20 protein-coding genes are annotated in these 18,109 nt (G+C 69.3%); 10 read left to right on the top strand and 10 right to left on the bottom strand.

The window, feature by feature from the left end; translation table 11 throughout:
* Position 1 precedes the first annotated feature (1 nt).
* A complete protein-coding gene (locus ABD204_RS10500) occupies positions 2-1,594 on the bottom strand; it encodes a carboxyl transferase domain-containing protein (RefSeq protein WP_194424912.1) in 1,593 nt (530 codons plus the stop codon).
* Between the two features lie 122 nt (positions 1,595-1,716).
* Here ABD204_RS10500 and ABD204_RS10495 point away from each other — a divergent pair, with 122 nt between their 5' ends.
* Positions 1,717-2,325, top strand: a complete 609-nt coding sequence (locus tag ABD204_RS10495) for a TetR/AcrR family transcriptional regulator (RefSeq protein WP_194424913.1) — start codon at positions 1,717-1,719, stop codon at positions 2,323-2,325.
* Positions 2,326-2,335: 10 nt separating this feature from the next.
* Here ABD204_RS10495 and ABD204_RS10490 read toward each other — a convergent pair whose 3' ends face one another.
* The 3 genes from ABD204_RS10490 to pdhA are packed head-to-tail and all read right to left on the bottom strand — an operon-like array spanning position 2,336 to position 5,897.
* Positions 2,336-3,721 carry a dihydrolipoamide acetyltransferase family protein gene (locus ABD204_RS10490; RefSeq protein WP_194424914.1) on the bottom strand — a complete coding sequence of 462 codons (1,386 nt, stop codon included), beginning with the start codon at positions 3,719-3,721 and terminating at the stop codon, positions 2,336-2,338.
* Positions 3,718-4,770, bottom strand: a complete 1,053-nt coding sequence (locus ABD204_RS10485) for an alpha-ketoacid dehydrogenase subunit beta (RefSeq protein ID WP_194424915.1) — start codon at positions 4,768-4,770, stop codon at positions 3,718-3,720. The genes ABD204_RS10490 and ABD204_RS10485 overlap by 4 nt, the downstream gene beginning before the upstream one ends.
* The gene (gene pdhA / locus ABD204_RS10480) at positions 4,767-5,897 is read right to left on the bottom strand and encodes a pyruvate dehydrogenase (acetyl-transferring) E1 component subunit alpha (RefSeq protein ID WP_409263996.1); all 1,131 of its coding nucleotides are present in this window, start codon (positions 5,895-5,897) and stop codon (positions 4,767-4,769) included. The genes ABD204_RS10485 and pdhA overlap by 4 nt, the downstream gene beginning before the upstream one ends.
* A 166-nt stretch (positions 5,898-6,063) precedes the next feature.
* Between pdhA and ABD204_RS10475 the strand changes: the two genes are divergently transcribed.
* Positions 6,064-6,537 (top strand): Lrp/AsnC family transcriptional regulator, encoded by a 474-nt coding sequence (locus ABD204_RS10475; RefSeq protein WP_194424917.1) that lies wholly within the window; start codon positions 6,064-6,066, stop codon positions 6,535-6,537.
* A gap of 3 nt (positions 6,538-6,540) precedes the next feature.
* Here the strand turns inward: ABD204_RS10475 and ABD204_RS10470 are convergent, their stop codons facing one another.
* The 4 genes from ABD204_RS10470 to glgA form a co-directional block, all read right to left on the bottom strand.
* The gene (locus ABD204_RS10470; protein WP_194424918.1) at positions 6,541-7,434 is read right to left on the bottom strand and encodes an alpha/beta fold hydrolase; all 894 of its coding nucleotides are present in this window, start codon (positions 7,432-7,434) and stop codon (positions 6,541-6,543) included.
* 75 nt (positions 7,435-7,509) lie between these two features.
* A complete protein-coding gene (locus ABD204_RS10465; RefSeq protein ID WP_194424919.1) occupies positions 7,510-7,761 on the bottom strand; it encodes a type B 50S ribosomal protein L31 in 252 nt (83 codons plus the stop codon).
* Positions 7,762-7,875: 114 nt separating this feature from the next.
* A complete protein-coding gene (locus ABD204_RS10460; RefSeq protein WP_194424920.1) occupies positions 7,876-8,661 on the bottom strand; it encodes an ABC transporter ATP-binding protein in 786 nt (261 codons plus the stop codon).
* A 9-nt stretch (positions 8,662-8,670) separates the two neighbouring features.
* Positions 8,671-9,864 (bottom strand): glycogen synthase, encoded by a 1,194-nt coding sequence (gene glgA, locus ABD204_RS10455; RefSeq protein WP_194424921.1) that lies wholly within the window; start codon positions 9,862-9,864, stop codon positions 8,671-8,673.
* 98 nt (positions 9,865-9,962) lie between these two features.
* Between glgA and ABD204_RS10450 the strand changes: the two genes are divergently transcribed.
* Positions 9,963-11,207: a glucose-1-phosphate adenylyltransferase gene (locus tag ABD204_RS10450; RefSeq protein WP_194424922.1), complete on the top strand. Its 1,245-nt coding sequence runs from the start codon at positions 9,963-9,965 to the stop codon at positions 11,205-11,207.
* A gap of 20 nt (positions 11,208-11,227) precedes the next feature.
* Positions 11,228-11,869, top strand: a complete 642-nt coding sequence (gene serB / locus ABD204_RS10445; protein ID WP_194424923.1) for a phosphoserine phosphatase SerB — start codon at positions 11,228-11,230, stop codon at positions 11,867-11,869.
* Positions 11,870-11,897: 28 nt separating this feature from the next.
* On the opposite strand, the gene fabG is transcribed toward serB, so the two are convergent.
* Positions 11,898-12,608, bottom strand: coding sequence for a 3-oxoacyl-ACP reductase FabG (fabG, locus tag ABD204_RS10440; RefSeq protein ID WP_194424924.1), 711 nt, complete (start codon positions 12,606-12,608; stop codon positions 11,898-11,900).
* Positions 12,609-12,720: 112 nt separating this feature from the next.
* Between fabG and ABD204_RS10435 the strand changes: the two genes are divergently transcribed.
* From ABD204_RS10435 to ABD204_RS10420, 4 genes are read left to right on the top strand one after another with little or no spacing between them, the layout of a single operon-like run.
* Positions 12,721-13,113, top strand: a complete 393-nt coding sequence (locus tag ABD204_RS10435) for a DUF4190 domain-containing protein (protein ID WP_194424925.1) — start codon at positions 12,721-12,723, stop codon at positions 13,111-13,113.
* A gap of 43 nt (positions 13,114-13,156) precedes the next feature.
* Positions 13,157-13,522 carry a DUF3099 domain-containing protein gene (locus tag ABD204_RS10430; protein WP_194424926.1) on the top strand — a complete coding sequence of 122 codons (366 nt, stop codon included), beginning with the start codon at positions 13,157-13,159 and terminating at the stop codon, positions 13,520-13,522.
* Entirely contained in the window at positions 13,515-13,712 is a 198-nt protein-coding gene (locus tag ABD204_RS10425) for a hypothetical protein (RefSeq protein WP_194424927.1), read from the top strand. Before ABD204_RS10430 ends, ABD204_RS10425 begins: the two co-directional genes overlap by 8 nt.
* Positions 13,709-14,584: an SURF1 family cytochrome oxidase biogenesis protein gene (locus ABD204_RS10420; protein WP_194424928.1), complete on the top strand. Its 876-nt coding sequence runs from the start codon at positions 13,709-13,711 to the stop codon at positions 14,582-14,584. The genes ABD204_RS10425 and ABD204_RS10420 overlap by 4 nt, the downstream gene beginning before the upstream one ends.
* Before the next feature lie 17 nt (positions 14,585-14,601).
* Here the strand turns inward: ABD204_RS10420 and ABD204_RS10415 are convergent, their stop codons facing one another.
* The gene (locus ABD204_RS10415; protein WP_194424929.1) at positions 14,602-16,200 is read right to left on the bottom strand and encodes an ABC-F family ATP-binding cassette domain-containing protein; all 1,599 of its coding nucleotides are present in this window, start codon (positions 16,198-16,200) and stop codon (positions 14,602-14,604) included.
* 110 nt (positions 16,201-16,310) lie between these two features.
* On the opposite strand from ABD204_RS10415, the gene ABD204_RS10410 reads away from it, so the two are divergent.
* Complete coding sequence (locus ABD204_RS10410; protein ID WP_194424930.1) at positions 16,311-16,946, top strand: biotin transporter BioY; 636 nt, start codon at positions 16,311-16,313, stop codon at positions 16,944-16,946.
* Positions 16,947-17,066: 120 nt separating this feature from the next.
* On the top strand, positions 17,067-18,104 hold the full coding sequence (locus tag ABD204_RS10405) for an iron-siderophore ABC transporter substrate-binding protein (protein WP_322597625.1): 1,038 nt from the start codon (positions 17,067-17,069) through the stop codon (positions 18,102-18,104).
* Positions 18,105-18,109: the final 5 nt, after the last annotated feature.

Below are 18,109 nucleotides of genomic sequence, written 5' to 3'. Positions count from 1 at the left end.
GTCACATCCGGAACAGACCGAAGCCGGGATCGGGCAACGGCGTGCGGCTGACGATGTCGAGGGCGAGTCCGAGGACATCCCGCGTGTCCGCGGGGTCGATCACCCCGTCATCCCAGAGGCGGGCGCTCGCGTAGAAGGGATCCCCCTGCTCCTCATAGCGATCGCGGATCGGATCTTCGAAGGCGGCCTGCGCGTCGGCCGACCACGTTTCGCCCCGTGCCTGCATGGCGTCGCGTCGGACGGTCGACAGCACCGACGCCGCCTGCCGTCCGCCCATGACGGAGATCCGGCTGCCCGGCCACGACCACAGGAACCGCGGCGAGTACGCCCGCCCGCACATCGAATAGTTGCCTGCTCCGAAGGATCCGCCGATGATGACGGTCAGTTTCGGCACGCGAGTGGTCGCGACGGCGGTGACCATCTTGGCCCCGTCCTTCGCGATCCCGCCGGCCTCGGCGTCGCTGCCCACCATGAAGCCCGAGATGTTCTGGAGGAACAGCAGGGGGATGCCGCGCTGATCGCACAGCTCGATGAAGTGCGCCCCCTTGAGCGAGGAGTCACTGAACAGCACGCCGTTGTTGGCCACCACCCCCACGAGGTGACCGTGGATGCGCGCGAAGCCGGTGACCAGGGTCGTGCCGTACCGGCTCTTGAACTCGTGGAACTCACCCGCGTCGACCACACAGCTGATCACCGCGTGCACGTCGTAGGGCCGGTTCACGTCGACGGGCACCGTGTCGTAGAGGTCGCTCTGTGGGCGCAACGCGTCTCGCGGCGCCGTGACATCCGTGACCGGTGGCGCGGGCGGAGGGAGGGTGGCGATGATGTCGCGCACGATCTGGAGCGCGTGGTCGTCGTCCTCCGCGAGGTGGTCGACCACGCCGGAGCGGGTGGCGTGCATCTCGCCGCCGCCGAGTTCCTCCGCGGAGACCACTTCGCCGATGGCCGCCTTCACCAGGGGTGGGCCGCCGAGGAAGATCGTGCCCTGCCCGCGCACGATGACGGTCTCGTCGCTCATCGCCGGAACGTAGGCTCCACCGGCCGTGCACGAACCCAGGACCGCGGAGATCTGCGGCACGCCGGCGGCCGACATCCGCGCCTGCTGATAGAAGATCCGACCGAAATGGTCGCGGTCGGGGAACACCTCGTCCTGCATCGGCAGGTACGCGCCGCCCGAGTCGACCAAGTAGACGCACGGCAGGTGGTTCTCCGCCGCGATCTCCTGCGCCCGCAGGTGCTTCTTCACCGTCATCGGGTAGTAGGTGCCGCCCTTGACGGTGGGGTCGTTGCACACCGCCATCACGTGCCGACCGTGGATCAGACCGATGCCGGCGATCACGCCTGCGGCGGGGGTCGGGTCGTCGTAGAGTCCGTCCGCGGCGAGCGGGGCCACCTCGAGGAAGGGGGAACCGACATCGAGCAGACGCCGGATACGGTCGCGGGGCAGGAGCTTGCCCCGCGCGAGGTGCCGTTCCCGCGCCGACGGCGGACCGCCTTGGGCGACGCGTGACAACGCCGCGCGCAGGTGCTCGGCAAGCCGGGCCTGACCGGTCTCCCCCGTCGCCGATGGCCGGGCCGCGGCGGTGTCCGTCATGCCGTCTCCTTCGACGTCACGATCTCGTCACGCTCGTTGTCGGGGCGCGCGAGTGTTGGCTAGTGTTCACAGCACAGTTAGTATCGACTAACTGACCGTCAGGTTAGCGAGGATTAACTGGAATGACAAGGGGTGCCACCGAGCGCGATCGTGCGAAGGCAGACCGACACGATGCGCTCCTGCGCGAAGCCGCCCGGTTGTTCGCCGCGCGCGGCTTCAGCGGCGTGAGCCTGGAGGACCTGGGGTCGGCCGTCGGCGTATCGGGGCCTGCCGTGTATCGGCACTTCGCCGGCAAGCAGGCGCTTCTGGCGGCCATCCTGGTCGGCGTCAGCGAACGGTTGTGCGCCGGTGGACGGGCCGTCGCCGAGGCGACCTCCCCCGCGCGGGAACGCCTTGGCGCCCTCGTCCGCTTCCATGTGACTTTCGCCCTCACCGAGGCCGACGTCATCCGCGTGCAGGACCGCGATCTGGCGAGCCTGGCCGACGAAGACGCCCGTCGGGTACGCCGACTGCAGCGCGAGTACGTCGCCGTGTGGACCGACACCCTGGCCGAGCTATTCCCCGACGCCGAACCGGCCGAACTCCGGGTGCGCACCTACGCCTGCTTCGGTCTGATCAACTCCACGCCCCACAGTGTCCGCGGAGTGACCTGGAGTGTGCCGGACGGCCCTGCGGCACCGCTCCTCGAGGCGATGGCGTTGGCGGCCCTCACCGCCGACGCAACCGCCTGAGGCGCCTGCGCTACATCAGGAGCATGGCCCGCGCGGGATCACGCAGCACGTCGGCCACATCCCGGAGAAAGCGTGCCCCCTGCTCGCCGTCGACCACACGATGATCGAACGACAGGCTCAGAGTCATCACGTCGCGCAACGCGATGTCGCCGCGGTACTCCCACGGGATACGACGCACGGCGCCGACGGCGAGGATGCCGGCTTCGCCGGGGTTCAGCAGCGGTGTCCCCGCGTCGACGCCGAACACGCCGACGTTCGTGATCGAGAACGTGCTTCCGGTCAGCTCAGCCGGTGTCGACGTCCCTGCGCGCGCCCGCTCGGTGAGTGCCGCGAGGGACGCGGCCAGTTCGCCGAGCGACAGGGTCTCTGCGTCGGCGATCCGGGGGACGAGGAGTCCACGCGGCGTGGCCGCGGCGATTCCGAGGTTGACGTAGCCGAACTCGACGATCTCACCCGCATCCTGGTCCCACCGGGAGTTCAGGGACGGGTGGCGCCGGAGCGCGAGGCACACCGCTTTGGCGACCACGGCCAGCACGCCGATGCGCGCACCGGAGAAGGCCCCACTCTCGCGCAGCCGGGAGATCAGCGCCGTCGTCTCGCTCACGTCGACGGTGAGGAAGGTCGTGGCGTGGGGCGCCGTGAAGGCACTGGCCACCATCGCCTCGGCGGTGCGCCGGCGCACACCCCGAATGGGGATCCGCGTCTCCCGGTCGCGGCCGGCCGGAGCCGGTGCGCTCTGCGCGGTCGGCGACCCCGTGCCGGTCTGTTGTCGCGCCGCCGCGGCTTCGACGTCCTCCCGGGTCACCGCCCCGGCCGGACCGGACGGGGCGACCAACGCGATGTCGACACCGAGCTCCTTCGCGAGTCTGCGAACCGGTGGGGTCGACCGCGGACGCTCCGCCAGGGCATCGGGGTCGGTCCGGTACCGGATCGCGTCGTGCGGTGCGGCCTCGAGCACCGCGGTGTCGCCGACCGCCGGGCGGGCGGCGGGCAGGGACCTTCGGCGGCGACGGGGGCGCGTACCGCCATCCGCTGCCGCGCCGTAACCGACCAGGTTGGCCGGAACGGGGTCCTCGGTGCGCTCCGTGTCGCGTGATCGTTCGGGGCCTGCGGAGGCGTGAGGCGACGTGTCGTCCCCAGACGGCGTCTCCGAGCCCGTCTCGGGATCGACACTCACCAGCGGTGCACCGACCTCGACGAGCTCGCCTTCTCGCGCGTGGAGCGTGCGCACCACTCCGGCGAAGGGAGAGGGGATCTCCACCACGGCCTTGGCTGTCTCCACCTCGGCGAGGGTCTGGTTCAGCGTGACCGTGTCCCCCTCGGCGACGTGCCACTGGACGATCTCCGCCTCGGGCAGGCCTTCCCCGAGGTCGGGGAGGCGGAATTGGCGGGTCATCGGATCACCTCCCCGGCATGGGGCGAACTCAGCATCGCGTCACCCTCGAATCCCGGGTCACTGGCGGGGCGCCCGAGAACCCGATCGACGGCGTCGAGGATGCGGTCCAGATCCGGCACATGGTGCTTCTCGAGCTTGGCGGGCGGGTACGGGATGTCATGGCCGGTCACCCGCTCCGGGGGAGCCTCCAGATACGCAAAGCACCGCTCGACGACACTCGTGACGACCTCGCTGCCGACGCCGGCCTCGCCGCCGGCCTCGTGGGTGACCACGACGCGACCCGTCCGCCGCACCGATGCGGCCACGGTGCGGTAGTCCACGGGGGACAACGACCGGAGGTCGATGACCTCCAGCGAGACACCCTCCTCCTCGGCCGCGACGGCGGCATCCAGCGCGGTCTGCACCTGCGCGCCGTACGCGAGCACGGTCACGTCCTCGCCGTGCCGCGCCACGCGGGCCAGGCCCATCGGCGGCGCGTCGGCGAGATCGACGTCGAGGTCCACGTCCCCTTTGCGGTGATACAGACGCTTCGGCTCGAAGAAGACCACCGGGTCGTCGCACGCGATCGCCTGTCGCAGCATCATGTAGGCGTCCTGAGGCTGCGAAACCGCGATCACCCGCAGGCCGGCGGTGTGCACGAAGTAGGCCTCCGGAGACTCGGAGTGATGCTCGGCGGCGCCGACGCCACCGGCCCACGGGATCCGGATGGTCAGCGGCATCCTCACGCGGCCCTGTGTGCGATAGTGCAGCTTGGCGACCTGGCAGACGATCTGGTCGAAGGCGGGATACACGAACCCGTCGAACTGGATCTCGACGACGGGGCGGAATCCGCGATACGCGAGTCCGACCGCGGTCCCCACGATGCCCGACTCGGCCAGCGGCGTGTCGATCACCCGACCCGAGCCGAATTCGGCGAGCAGTCCGTCGGTGATGCGGAAGACCCCACCGAGTCGACCGATGTCCTCCCCCATCACGATCACACGGTCGTCGTCGGTCAGGGCCCGGCGCAGACCGTGCCCCAGGGCCGCGCCCATCGTCATCTGCGTCATCGTGTCGCTCCCTGGTCCGAGAAGCCGTCCAGGTACGCCGCAAAGCGGTCCCGCTGCGCCGCGAGCCCGGCATGCGGCTCGGCGTAGACGTCGTCGAAGACCGTGAGCGGTTCGCGGGAGACGGCGCCCAGCGTCGCGTCCCGGACGGCAGCCGCCCATGCATCCGCTTCGCCGGCCACGGCCGACGCGAAGTCCTCGTCCCACGCGTGCTCGTGCCGCAGCAGTGCCTCGAGCCGTTCGAGGGGGTCGCGTCGAGCCCACCGTTCCTCCTCCTCGGCCGAGCGGTAACGTGTCGGATCGTCCGAGGTCGTGTGCGGGCCCATGCGATAGGTCACCGCCTCGAGGAAGGCGGGTCCGCGACCGGATCGCGCGTGATCGGCGGCCCATCGCATCGCGCCCAGACACGCCAGCACGTCGTTGCCGTCCACCCGCATGCTGGGCACGCCGAATCCGGGTGCACGGCCGGCGATCGGGAAACGGCTCTGGACGGTGACGGGTTCGGAGATCGCCCATTGGTTGTTGGAGCAGACGAACACGACCGGCGCGCCGAACGACGACGCGAACACCATCGCCTCGTTCACATCGCCTTGGCTCGTGGCGCCGTCGCCGAAGTAGGCGACCGCGATCTCGTCGGCGCCGTCGCGCTGGACCCCCATCGCGTAGCCCACGGCATGCAGGGTCTGTGCGCCGATGATGATCTGGGGTGGCGCGGTGCGCATGCGTCGGTGGTCGTAGGTGGAGTGCACCTCACCGCGCCACGCGAGCACGACGTCGGACGGTTGGGCGCCACGGACGAATCCGACCCCGAGCTCCCGGTAGCTGGGGAAGACGAAGTCCTCGGGGCGCAATGCGCGGGCCGTTCCGATCTGGGTCGCCTCCTGACCGCGGCACGGCGCCCACAGCCCCAACTGCCCTTGGCGTTGCAGGGCCACGCCCTCGGCGTCTGTACGTCTGACCAGCGCCATGTCACGGTAGAGCCCGCGCAACATCTCGTGGTCGACGTCCTCGACCCATCGGTCGAGCTCGGCGTCCGCGACACGCGTCCCGTCGGCGCGGACCAACCGCGCGACGTCATCGGTGTCGGTCGCGGGCTCGGCGGTCGGATTCAGGGTGTGCACCATCGTCATCCCTCCTCGCACGCTCGCCCTCGTGAGGCTTCGCGCGCCGTTTCTGCCGGCCTCGTCGCCGGCAGAGCCGACGATACGTCCGCATATCACCTAGCTCAAGCATCCTCATCAGCCATGAGCATGTTGCGTACGGATACCCCCTACCCGCGTGCTAATGTTTCGCACTATGACCATGCTGGATCGCACCGATCTCGAGCTCCTGTCGGCCCTGTCCACCGACCCCCGTGCCACGGTCGTCGCTTTGGCCGAACGCCTCGGGCTCTCTCGGAACACCGTTCAAGCGCGCATGGCGCGACTGGACCGCTCCGGGGTGTTCCTGTCGTTCGAGCGGGCGATCTCGGCCTCGGCGCTCGGCTTCCCGATCGAGGCGTTCATCAGCGTCATGGTCCGACAAGCCGACCTCCCCCGCATCCGCGCGGAACTGGCCGGTGTCCCCGAGGTCGTCCAAGCCGACGGACTGAGCGGCCAGGTCGACCTCCTGGTGCGCGTGGCGTGCCGCGACACGCAGCACCTGTTCGACACCGACGGGCGCATCCTCTCCATCGACGGCGTGGAACGCACCGAGACCTCCCTCATCATGGGCGAGGTGATCGGATATCGCGTCGCGCCGCTGATCGAGATGGCCTCGCGGGAGAGCTGAGCCTCACCCCCCGGCCGGTGCGCCCAGGAAGCGGTCGATGGCACGGGCCGCAGCCTGCGGCGTCTCGTAGTGGATGAGGTGGCCGACGTCGGGGATCTCGACGAGAGAGGCCTGGGGGAACATCGTCGCCAGCACCCGCTCGGCCTCGATGGGAGTGATGTCGTCGCGGTCGGCCGCGATCAGCAGGGTGGGAACGTGGATGTCGGGCGCGAAGGCCCGCACATCGTTCGAGACCGAGGCGACGAAGGCGTCGTGAAGGACGTCCCGGTCGGCGAAGCCGGAGAAGTAGGCGTCGTGTTGGCCGTGCACGAAGCGCCGGAGATCGGGGTCCTTCGTCTTGGCCATCGACACACTCATCACCCGGACGATCACGCGGTTGCGCAACAGCCACTCGCCGACGGGGGCGGGGAGGGACGCGCCGGCGCGGTAGTAGAGCACCGCGAGCCGCGTGAGCACACCGCGCGGCCCCTCCAGTGCCGGCGCGCCGATGGGGTTGATGAGGATCAGTCGGGGCGTGACCAGCCCCGCCGCGACCGCCGCGGCCGCGACGATCGAGCCGAACGAATGCCCGAGCACGATGGCGCCCGGGGCCACGGCGCCCGCGAACGCGATCAGCCATCGCGCGTACGCGTCGAGATCGTGCGTGGTCTGCGCAAGCGGAGGGGTCTGGCCGAAGCCCGGAAGGTCCGGCATCACGAACCGGACACCCGGAACGAAGGCGACAACCGGCTCGAGCCCGTGATGATCCCCCCGGAATCCGTGGACGGCGAGGACCGTGGTCCTCGCATCCGGGTCACCGTACTCCCACCACGCCGTGGTCGAGCCGAGGACCTGCGTCTCGTGGCGACGCACCGGGATCGTGGCCAGACGGGAGGCGTAGGGATGCACGGCGCTCACCCACCGAGTCTACGGCGGGTGCGGCGCACAACGACGACGGCCCCGCCGAAGCGGGGCCGTCGCTGCGCGTGGGGCTTACTTCGAGCCGAAGTTCTTGAAGCGCTGGTTGAACTTCTCGACGCGACCGGCCGAGTCCATGATGCGCTGCTTGCCGGTGTAGAACGGGTGCGACGACGACGAGATCTCGACGTCGATCACGGGGTACTCGACTCCGTCGAGCTCCATGGTCTTGTCACTGGTGACCGTCGAACGGGTCAGGAAGGTCTCGCCCGAACCGAGGTCGCGGAAAACGACGGCCTTGTAGTCGGGGTGGATGTCAGTCTTCATGGCATTCCTTGAGGGGTCGGGCCCCGTCGGTTCTGAGGGACCGGTGAAAGTCGAAGGCGCAGCGGCACCAGCGGATGAGTCTACCAGGGATCTCCCTCGGGTCGGCAATCGCCGTCAGGATGTCGCGCGCGCGGCGTAACGGCCGTCGTGCTCGGTGAGTTCGATCGACAGGCCGAACGCCTCGGTCAAGGCCTCGGAGGTGAGCGTGTCGCGGATCGGGCCGGCGGTGACGACTTTGCCGTCCCGCAGCAGCAGCACATGGGTGAACCCGACCGGGATCTCCTCCACGTGGTGGGTCACCATGATCATCGCCGGAGTCGTCGGTGCCTGGGCGTAGCCGCCGAGCAACGACAGCAATTCCTCGCGCGCCCCCAGGTCGAGGCTCGCGGTCGGCTCGTCCAGCAGCAGGAGCTCCGGGTCGGTCATGACCGCGCGTGCGATGGAGACGCGCTTGCGTTCCCCATCGGACAGCGTCCCGAAGGTCCGATCCGCGAGGTCGTCGAGGTTCCACTCGGCGAGGACGCGCAGCGCGCGACGCTCATCGATGTCCTCGTAGTCCTCGCGCCAGCGACCGAGCACACTGAAGGCGGCCGTCAGGACGACGTTCAGGACCGTCTCGCCCGGCGGGACCCGTCGGGCGAGCGCGGACGAGGCGAACCCGATGCGGGGGCGCAGTTCGAACACGTCGCTGCGCCCCAGGCGCTCCCCGAGGACCGTCACCGACCCCGAGGTCGGGTGCATCATCGTGTCGGCCATCTGGAGCAGCGTCGTCTTGCCGGCTCCGTTGGGCCCGAGGATCACCCAGCGCTCATCGTCGTTCACCGACCAGTCAAGGTGATCGATGATGTCCCGGGCGTTGCGGCGGACGACGACGTCGGAGTATTCGAGCACCTGCGGCATGCGTCCAGCTTATCGGCCGGCGGCACCCACTTCGCGGTACAGCGCGGCGGTCTGCTCGGCGATCGCCTCCCAGCTGAATTCCTCGGCGGCCCGTCGCCTCCCGGCCTCCCCGTAGGCGCGGGCGCGTTCGGGGTCGGAGACGACCTCGGTGAGCACCCGCGCGAGGTCCGCGACGAACGCGTCCGGGTCGATGGGCGTGCCGGTGCCGTCCTGCACCTGGTCGATCGGCACCAGGCGCCCGGTCACCCCGTCGGAGACGACCTCGGGGATCCCCCCGGTGGCGGTGCCGACGACCGCGGCGCCGCAGGCCATCGCCTCCAGGTTCACGATGCCGAGAGGTTCATAGACGGAGGGGCACACGAAGGTCGTCGCGGCGGCCAGGATCGTGCACAGTTCGTCACGCGGCAGCAGGCGGTCGATCCAGACGACGCCCTCGCGCGTGGACTGGAGACGGCGCACCAGCTCCTCCACCTCCGCCATGATCTGCGGCGTGTCCGGCGCCCCCGCGCACAGGATCAGCTGCACGTCGGACGGCAACGCCTCTGCGGCCCGCAGCAGGTAGGGAAGCCCCTTCTGCCGCGTGATCCGACCGACGAACACCACGGAAGGGCGGTCGGGGTCGATGCCGGAGGACCGCAGGAACGCGTCGTCGCGCACCGGTCGCCACTGCCGGACGTCGATGCCGTTGTAGATGACGCGCACGCGATCGGGATCGAGCGAGGGATAGCTGCGCAAGATGTCGCCACGCATGCCCTCGCTGACCGCGACGATCGCCGCGGCACCCTCGTAGGCGGTCTTCTCGATGTAGCTCGACACGGCGTAGCCGCCCCCGAGCTGCTCGGCCTTCCAGGGACGCAGCGGTTCGAGACTGTGGGCGGTGACGATGTGCGGGATGCCGTGCAGCAACGAGGCGAGGTGGCCGGCGAAGTTCGCGTACCAGGTGTGACTGTGCACGACGTCGGCCCCGGCGACGTCTCCGACGATCTCCAGGTCCGTCCCGAGCGTCTGCAGAGCGCCGTTTGCGGCGGCCAGTTCGGTCGGCACTCGATAGGAGGTCGTGTCGGGCTCGTCGCGATCGGCGCCGAAAGCGCGCACCTGCACCTCGATCGCACCGCGCAGCGCGCGCACGAGTTCGGTGACATGGACCCCCGCCCCGCCGTAGATCTCGGGCGGGTACTCCTTGGTGACGATGTCGACGCGCATGGGTCGAACGCTAGTGCATCCGACCCACACCTCACACCCCTCGGCGAATCGCCCGCAACCCCTGGCCCGCGCGCTCACCGGACCCCTAGGGTGGAGCCATGCCACGGACGCCGAAGGTCTTCGGAATCATCCTCGCCGGGGGCGAGGGAAAGCGACTCATGCCCCTGACGGCGGATCGGGCCAAACCGGCCGTGCCGTTCGGCGGCCAGTACCGACTCATCGACTTCGCCATTTCCAATCTGCTCAACTCGGGTCTGCGCCAGATCGTCGTCCTGACGCAGTACAAGTCCCACAGCCTGGACCGGCACATCTCCCAGACCTGGCGGATGTCGGCCCTGCTGGGTTCCTACGTGACGAGCGTCCCGGCCCAGCAACGCCTGGGCAAGCGTTGGTTCTCGGGTTCCGCGGACGCGATTCTCCAGAGCCTGAACCTCATCAACGACGAAAAGCCCGACATCGTCGTCGTCATCGGCGCGGACCACGTCTACCGGATGGATTTCCAGCAGATGCTCGCCGCCCACATCGAATCCGATGCGCGCGCCACCGTGGCCGGCATCCGGCAGCCCATCGGATTGGCCGACCAGTTCGGGGTCATCGACGTCGAACCCGACGATCCGGCACGCATCCGACAGTTCCTCGAGAAGCCGCACGATCCGGTCGGACTCGCCGACTCCCCCGGCGAAGTCCTGGCCTCGATGGGCAACTACATCTTCGACACCGACGCCCTGATCGAGGCCGTCGAGTCCGACGGGGAGATCCCGACCTCCAACCACGACATGGGCGGCGACATCGTGCCGTATTTCGTCGGGCGAGGGGAGGCGGGCGTCTACGACATGAAGCGCAACGACGTCCCCGGTTCGACCGACCGCGACCGCTACTACTGGCGCGACGTCGGGACGATCGACTCGTTCTTCGACGCGCACCGTGATCTGATCTCGACGCTGCCCGTGTTCAACCTTTACAACACGGAGTGGCCCATCCACTCACAGACCGTCAATTCTCCGCCGGCGAAGTTCGTCCGCGACTCGGTCGGGAGGATCGGCAATGCGATCGACTCGATCGTTTCGCTCGGATCGGTCCTGTCCGGCACGCATATCGAGCGCAGCGTGGTCGGACCGTGGACGCTCGCGGGAGGCGGCTCGACGATCACCGACGCCGTCCTCTTCGATCACGTCCACGTCGGCCAGGGTGCGCGGATCCATCGGGCCATCCTCGACAAGAACGTCGTCCTCGCCGACGGGGCCACCATCGGCGTGGACCGCGAACGCGACCTCGCGCGCGGGTTCACCGTGACCGAGTCGGGCATCACGATCGTCGGCAAGGGCGTGCACGTCGAGGTCTGAGCGCCCGCTAGCGTGGAACCGTGCCCCACGATTCCGCCGCGTTCCTCGTCGTTCTCGACGCTGATTCCACCCTCATCCGCAACGAGGTCATCGAGCTCCTCGCCGACGAGGCCGGTCGCGGCGCCGAGGTCGCGGCGGCCACCGACGCGGCGATGCGCGGCGACGTCGACTTCGCCACATCATTGCGCCAGCGGGTCGACGCGCTCGCCGGGGTGCCGGTCTCCGCTTTCGATCGCGTCATCGCACGCATCGACCCCACGCCCGGCGTCCGGGAGTTCATCGACGAGGTCCACCGCCGCGGCGGGGTCGCCGCGGTCGTCTCCGGCGGATTCCACGAGATCCTCGACACCGTCGCTCCCTCGCTGGGGGTGGACCGGTGGCGGGCCAACCGCCTCGAGCAGCGGGACGGCGCGCTGACCGGACGGGTCTTCGGAGACATCGTCGACGCCGCGGCGAAGGCGGCGTCCCTGCGAGAATGGGCGGATCGGGCGGGAGTCCCCCCGACCTCGACGATCGCGATCGGGGACGGCGCGAACGATCTCGAGATGATGGCGGCGGCCGGTCTGGGCGTGGCCTTCAACGCCAAGCCGGCGGTGCGCCGGCGCGCGGATCTCGTCGTCGGACCGGTCGACCTCCGCGACGTGATCCCGTTGCTGCCCTGACGCGTCGCGACGGGCGCACCGCCCCGATTCAGTGCCCCATGCCGAGACCGCCGTCGACCGGGATCACCGCACCGGAGATGTAGGCGGCGGCGTCGGAGGCGATCCAGGTGACGACACCGGCGACCTCGTCCGGCGAGGCGAAACGGCCGGCGGGGATGCTCTTCTTGTATTCCGCCTGCGTCTGCTCCGGCAGCTCGGCGGTCATGTCCGTCTCGATGAAACCGGGCGCGACGACGTTCGCCGTGATCCCCCGCGCGCCCAGTTCCCGGGTCAGCGAACGCGCGAACCCGACCAGTCCGCTCTTGGAGGCGCTGTAGTTGATCTGACCGGCCGACCCGAGCAGTCCGACGACGCTGGAGATGAGGATCACCCGGCCCCAGCGCTTCTTGAGCATCCCCTTCGATGCCCGCTTCACGACACGGAACGACCCGCCGAGGTTCGTCGAGACGACGTCGTCGAAGTCGTCTTCGTTCATGCGCAGCAGGAGCATGTCGCGCGTGATGCCCGCGTTCGCCACGACCACGTCGACCGGGCCGAGCGCGTTCTCGACCTCGCTGAAGGCCGCATCGACGGCGGCGGCGTCGGTCACATCCGCGCGCACCGTCAGCGTCCCCTCGGGGCCCTCACCGCTGCGGGCGGTGACCGCCACCCGATACCCATCGGCGACGAAACGCTCGGCGATCGCGCGACCGATGCCGCGGTTGCCGCCGGTGACGAGGACGACGTGCTCTGTGGACATGCGGATGCTCCTTCAAGTCGCGGGACGGGCCCGGAACAGCCTAGCGGGCACGCGATTGACACCCTCCCGGGGCACTGCCACGCTGGGGACGCGGACGAAGGAAGGCCACCCGATGACACAGCCCGGACCGTACGAGGCACCGACTCCCCCCGGCACCCATCCCGCGCCCGCGCCGGGGACCCATCCCGGCGGATACGCCCCCGCGTACCCCGCCTACCCGGCCTACCCGACGGGACCGCGCACCAATTCGCTCGCGATCGTGTCGTTGATCGCCTCCATCAGCGCGTTCGTCGTCCTGCCGTTCCTCGGTTCGCTCGCCGGTGTCATCACCGGGCACATGGCCCTTTCGCAGATCTCCCGTTCCGGCGAGCAGGGGCGTGGCCTTGCCTTGGCCGGCCTCATCGTCGGATACGTCGGGCTCGGTCTCGTGGTGCTCGGGATCATCGCCTTCGCGCTGTTCTGGGGCTTCCTGTTCGCCGCCATGTCACAGGCGGCATACACCTGAGCACGGACTCCGCACCCGCGCGCGGGCGTACCCTGGAGTCATCGTGAAGAACACGCACCCGTCGGCGACCTCCCTCCCCCGCGCTCCGCGCGAGGGTGCCGACTCCCGCACGCGCACCTACCTGATCACGATGGGGATCCGCGTGCTGTGCTTCGCGCTGATGGTCCTCGTCACCCCCTACGGGTGGTGGACCTGGGTCTTCGGCGCGGGGGCGATCTTCCTCCCCTATATCGCCGTCGTCTTCGCCAACGTCGCGTCCGATGTCAGTGACGCCACGATCGAGAGCCCCGAACGCGCGCTGACCGCAGGACCGGTCGCCGACGACGTCGGCGACGCGTCTCCGGGCGCGCCTCCCGAGGCACCCCGGATCATCCGCGTCGAGGAGTCCCGGGAGGACCGGGATGCCTGAGGCGCAGTGCTCGCGGGCCGGGTGCGTCGCCACGGCGATGTGGCGGATCGACTGGCGCAACCCGCGCATCCACACGCCGGACCGCCGGAAGACCTGGGTGGCGTGCGATGAACACAAGGACTACCTGCGAGAGTTCCTCGCCGCACGGGAGTTCCCGCTCGAAGTCTCGACCCTCGCCGTCGCCTCATGAGCCGTTCCCCCGCCCCCACCGCCGTGCGCTGGTCGGGATATGTCGCCGTCGCCGTGCTGTTCGCGGTCGCCTGCGCGTTCTTGTCCCACTGGCAGTTCGAACGCAACGAGGAACGGGCCACCGAACTGGCGCTGGTCGATCGGAACTACGACGCCGAGCCCGTGCCCCTGGACGAGCTCATCACCGAAGGATCGCAGCTCGACGCCGACGACGAATGGCACCCGGTGGCGCTCACCGGCCGATATCTGGCGGACGAGCAGCTTCTCGTGCGCAACCGCCCGCACGGTGGCACCGCGGCCTTCGAAGTCCTCGTCCCCTTCCAGCTCGACAGCGGACGCATCCTGATCGTCGACCGAGGCTGGGTCGCGCCCGGCGAGAGTCAGCGCGAGCCGGACGAGGTCGCCCCACCACCGGAGGGTGAACTCGACATCGTCGTCCGTCTCCGACCGGGCGAACCCCTCACCTCCAGCGGCGAATCGATCGACGACGGCCAGGTTCCGACGATCAACCTCCCGCTCATCGCCGGCGTCGTCGGCGACGGCGACGGCGACGGCGACCGGGTCGAACAGAGCGCGTACGGCGCCCTCGTGAGCGAGGACCCCGCGCCCACATCGGTGTTGGGCGCTCTGGATGACCCGTCGGAGGATCCGGGCCCCCATCTGTCGTATGCGATCCAGTGGATCCTGTTCGCCATCATGGGGTTCATCTTCATCGGCTACATGATCCGCACCGAGATCCGCGCGCGCCGCGAAGACGCCGACGACGAGGGGCACGAAGATCCCTCGGCGCCCTCCGACTCGGCAGCGGGGCGCCGTCATCGACGCGATCGCGACGCCGAGACCGAGGATGCCCTCGTCGACACGCTCGGCTGATCAGGCCGGACGCCCGGTCACGCCAACGTGATCAGGTCGATGTAGTCCCGACCCCAGATGTCCTCGACGCCGTCCGGCAGGATCAGCACACGCTCGGGGTTCAACGCCTGCACCGCGCCCTCATCGTGCGAGACCAGCACGACGGCACCCTCGTAGTGCGCGAGCGCTCCGAGGATCTCCTCCCGTGAGGCCGGATCCAGGTTGTTCGTCGGCTCATCCAACAACAGCACGTTCGCGCTCGAGACCACCAGCGTCGCCAGTGAAAGGCGGGTCTTCTCGCCCCCCGAGAGCACCCCGGCGGGTTTGAGCACGTCGTCGCCGGTGAACAGGAACGAGCCCAGCACCTTCCGCGCCTCGGTGGCGTTGATGTCCGGCGCCGCCGACATCATGTTCTCCAACACCGACCGTGAGACGTCGAGGTTCTCATGCTCCTGCGCGTAGTAGCCGATCTTGAGGCCGTGGCCGGGGTCCACACCGCCGGTGTCGGGAGCGTCCACCCCGGCGAGGATACGTAGCAGGGTCGTCTTGCCGGCGCCGTTCAACCCCAGCACCACGACCTTCGAGCCCCGGTCGATGGCCAGGTCGACGTCGGTGAAGATCTCCAGCGAGCCATAGGACTTCGACAGATTCGACGCCGTGAGAGGAGTCTTGCCGCACGCGGCGGGCTTCGGGAACCGGAGCTTGGCGACCCGATCGTCCTGGCGCACATCGTCGAGGCCGGAGAGGAGCTTGTCCGCCCGCGCCATCATCTGGTGCGCGGCGGCGGCCTTCGACGCCTTCGCACCGAACTTCGCGGCCTGCTGTTGCAGCGCCGTGGCCTTCTTCTCCGCGTTGGCGCGCTCCTTCTTGCGCCTCTCCTCGTCGGCGACCCGCTGGCGCAGGTAGTTCTTCCAGTTCATGTTGTAGACGTCGATGGCCTGACGGTTCGCGTCGAGGTAGAACACGCGGTTCACCGTCTCCCCGACCAGCTCGACGTCGTGGCTGATGACGATGAGGCCACCTTTGTAGGTCTTCAAGAACTCGCGCAGCCAGACCACACTGTCCGCGTCGAGGTGGTTGGTGGGTTCGTCCAAGATCATCGTCTGCGCGTCCGAGAACAGGATGCGCGCCAGTTCGATGCGTCGCCGCTGTCCGCCCGAGAGCGTCTTCAACGGCTGGTCGAGGATGCGATCAGGCAGCGAGAGGTTGTGTGCGATCGAGGCCGCCTCCGCCTCTGCGGCATAGCCGCCCAACGCTTCGAATCGCTCGGTGAGGTTGGCGTATTTCCGCATCGCCCGCGCGGCGACGTCCGCGTCGTCCGACGCCATCGCCTCGGAGGCGTCGCGCATGCCGATCGCCAACGTGCCGAGGCCTCGGGCATCGAGGATGCGGGTGCGCGCGAGCATCTCGGGGTCTCCGGAGCGGGGGTCTTGGGGAAGATATCCGAGTTCCCCGGACCGGTCGACCCGGCCGTCGGAGGGCAGGACATCGCCGGCGAGGACCTTGGTCAGCGTCGTCTTCCCCGCGCCGTTTCGCCCCACCAACCCGATCTTGTCGCCGTCGGAGACGCGGAAGGAGACCTCTGACATGAGAACGCGCGCGCCGACGCGGATCTCGAGGTCGTGCACGGCAAGCACAGCGATCGTCCATTTCGTTGGTGACAGGGGACAAGCATGGCCGACGGCCAGCCTCCTAGTATAAGTCGGGACGGCCCGGAGCCCACCGGGCGCACTTCCGAAGGAGCGTCATGACCATCGCAGCCCCGTCCCCCACCCGCCGTCGCGTGCTCGCCGACGTGATCGCGCGCCCCGAGGGGCGCGCACGCGCGCTCGCGACTGATGCCGCGCTCGTGCTCGCGGGCGCCGCTGTCGTCGCCGTGCTGGCGCAGGTGTCGATCCCGCTGTGGCCCGTGCCGATCACCGGGCAGACCCTCGCGGTCGTGGTGGTCGGCGCCGCGCTCGGCGCCCGCCGAGGCGCACTCGCCCTGACGACTTACCTGCTCGTCGGACTCGCCGGCCTCCCCGTCTTCGCCGACTTCACCGGCACCGTGGCCGCGATCGCCAAGCCGAGCTTCGGGTTCGTCCTCGGGTTCATCGGCGCGGCGTTCGTCGCCGGATGGTTCGCCCAGCGAGCGTGGGACCGCAAGCCCTGGCTCGCTTTCCTCGGTTTCGCCGCCGCGAGCGCCGTGCCGTTCGTCGTCGGCATCCCCTACATGGCGCTCATCCTCAACGGCGTGCTCAGGCTCGATCTCTCGGCCTGGCAGCTGCTCGAAGCCGGCCTGTTCCCGTTCATCGTCGGTGGCATCGTCAAGGCGGCACTCGCCGCCGCGCTCATCCCGGCCGTCTGGGCGCTCGTGCGGCGGGTGGATTCCACCCGAGACTGATCGACGCACACAAGGGCGGCGCTCCGGAGACGGGGCGCCGCCCTTGTGTCTGCTCCGGCGGGTGCCAACGACCCGACGACTCCTGTACGGTAAGCCTGCCCTAACTTTCTAGGAGGACCCGTGTTCCGTTCCCCCCACACCCGCTGGACCGTCATCACTGCCGCCACCACCACCCTCGGACTCGCCCTCGCGGGCTGTGCCGGTACCGCCGCGGAGACATCGGCGACCGACGCCGCAACCGGCGACGACACATTCCCCGTGACGATCCCGCACGTCTACGGCGAGACCGTGATCGAGGCCACCCCCGAGCGGGTCGCCACCGTCGCGTGGTCCAACCACGAAGTGCCCCTGGCGCTGGGCGTCGTCCCGGTCGGCATGGCCGAGGCCACATGGGGCGACGACGACGGCGACGGCGTCCTCCCGTGGGTGGAAGACCGGCTCGAGGAGCTGGGCGCCGAGACGCCCGTGCTCTTCGACGAAACGGACGGCCTGGACTTCGAGGCGATCGCGGACACCGCCCCGGACGTCATCCTGGCCTCGTACTCGGGGATCACACAGGAGGACTACGACACCCTGAGCAAGATCGCCCCGGTCGTGGCTTACCCCGAGGTGGCCTGGGCCACGTCCTACGAGGACATGATCCGCATGAACTCCGCGGCGCTCGGCCTCTCCGCCGAAGGTGACCAGCTCATCGACGAACTCCACGCCCAGGTGGACGCGGCACTCGCGAAGCACCCGGACCTCGCCGCATCGTCGGTGCTGTTCTCCTACATCGACCCGAGCGATTTCAGCCAGATCGGCTTCTACACCACCCTCGACACGCGTCCCGGCTTCCTCCAGAGTCTCGGGGTACCGGTGCCCGACGTCGTCGTCGCCGGGTCCGAGGGAAGCGACCAGTTCTACACGACCGTGTCGGCGGAACAGGCTGACCACTTCGACGACGTCGACATCTTCGTGACCTACGGCGAGGCCGACGGAGCGATCATCGAGCAGATGCAGGCCGACCCGCTCCTGTCGCAGATCCCCGCCATCGCCGCGGGACAGGTCGCCATCCTCGAGAACTCCACCCCGCTGGCCGCATCCGCCAACCCGTCACCGCTGTCCATCGGCTGGGGCATCGAGGAGTACTTCGCCCTTCTCGCGGGCGCGCTGGACTGACCTCC

The sequence above is a fragment of the Microbacterium aquimaris genome, from assembly GCF_039531285.1.
Classification (GTDB): domain Bacteria; phylum Actinomycetota; class Actinomycetes; order Actinomycetales; family Microbacteriaceae; genus Microbacterium; species Microbacterium aquimaris.
Note: the sequence above shows the minus strand (reverse complement) of the source record. Positions and strands in the feature narration are given on the sequence as shown.

Excerpts from the sequence above, each read along its gene's own strand:
- ABD204_RS10500 (WP_194424912.1), bottom strand. The coding sequence starts at position 1,594 with ATGACGGACACCGCCGCGGCCCGGCCATCGGCGACGGGGGAGACCGGT.
- ABD204_RS10495 (WP_194424913.1), top strand. The coding sequence starts at position 1,717 with ATGACAAGGGGTGCCACCGAGCGCGATCGTGCGAAGGCAGACCGACAC.
- ABD204_RS10490 (WP_194424914.1), bottom strand. The coding sequence starts at position 3,721 with ATGACCCGCCAATTCCGCCTCCCCGACCTCGGGGAAGGCCTGCCCGAG.
- ABD204_RS10485 (WP_194424915.1), bottom strand. The coding sequence starts at position 4,770 with ATGACGCAGATGACGATGGGCGCGGCCCTGGGGCACGGTCTGCGCCGG.
- pdhA (WP_409263996.1), bottom strand. The coding sequence starts at position 5,897 with ATGACGATGGTGCACACCCTGAATCCGACCGCCGAGCCCGCGACCGAC.
- ABD204_RS10475 (WP_194424917.1), top strand. The coding sequence starts at position 6,064 with ATGACCATGCTGGATCGCACCGATCTCGAGCTCCTGTCGGCCCTGTCC.
- ABD204_RS10465 (WP_194424919.1), bottom strand. The coding sequence starts at position 7,761 with ATGAAGACTGACATCCACCCCGACTACAAGGCCGTCGTTTTCCGCGAC.
- ABD204_RS10460 (WP_194424920.1), bottom strand. The coding sequence starts at position 8,661 with ATGCCGCAGGTGCTCGAATACTCCGACGTCGTCGTCCGCCGCAACGCC.
- glgA (WP_194424921.1), bottom strand. The coding sequence starts at position 9,864 with ATGCGCGTCGACATCGTCACCAAGGAGTACCCGCCCGAGATCTACGGC.
- ABD204_RS10450 (WP_194424922.1), top strand. The coding sequence starts at position 9,963 with ATGCCACGGACGCCGAAGGTCTTCGGAATCATCCTCGCCGGGGGCGAG.
- fabG (WP_194424924.1), bottom strand. The coding sequence starts at position 12,608 with ATGTCCACAGAGCACGTCGTCCTCGTCACCGGCGGCAACCGCGGCATC.
- ABD204_RS10435 (WP_194424925.1), top strand. The coding sequence starts at position 12,721 with ATGACACAGCCCGGACCGTACGAGGCACCGACTCCCCCCGGCACCCAT.
- ABD204_RS10425 (WP_194424927.1), top strand. The coding sequence starts at position 13,515 with ATGCCTGAGGCGCAGTGCTCGCGGGCCGGGTGCGTCGCCACGGCGATG.
- ABD204_RS10420 (WP_194424928.1), top strand. The coding sequence starts at position 13,709 with ATGAGCCGTTCCCCCGCCCCCACCGCCGTGCGCTGGTCGGGATATGTC.
- ABD204_RS10410 (WP_194424930.1), top strand. The coding sequence starts at position 16,311 with ATGACCATCGCAGCCCCGTCCCCCACCCGCCGTCGCGTGCTCGCCGAC.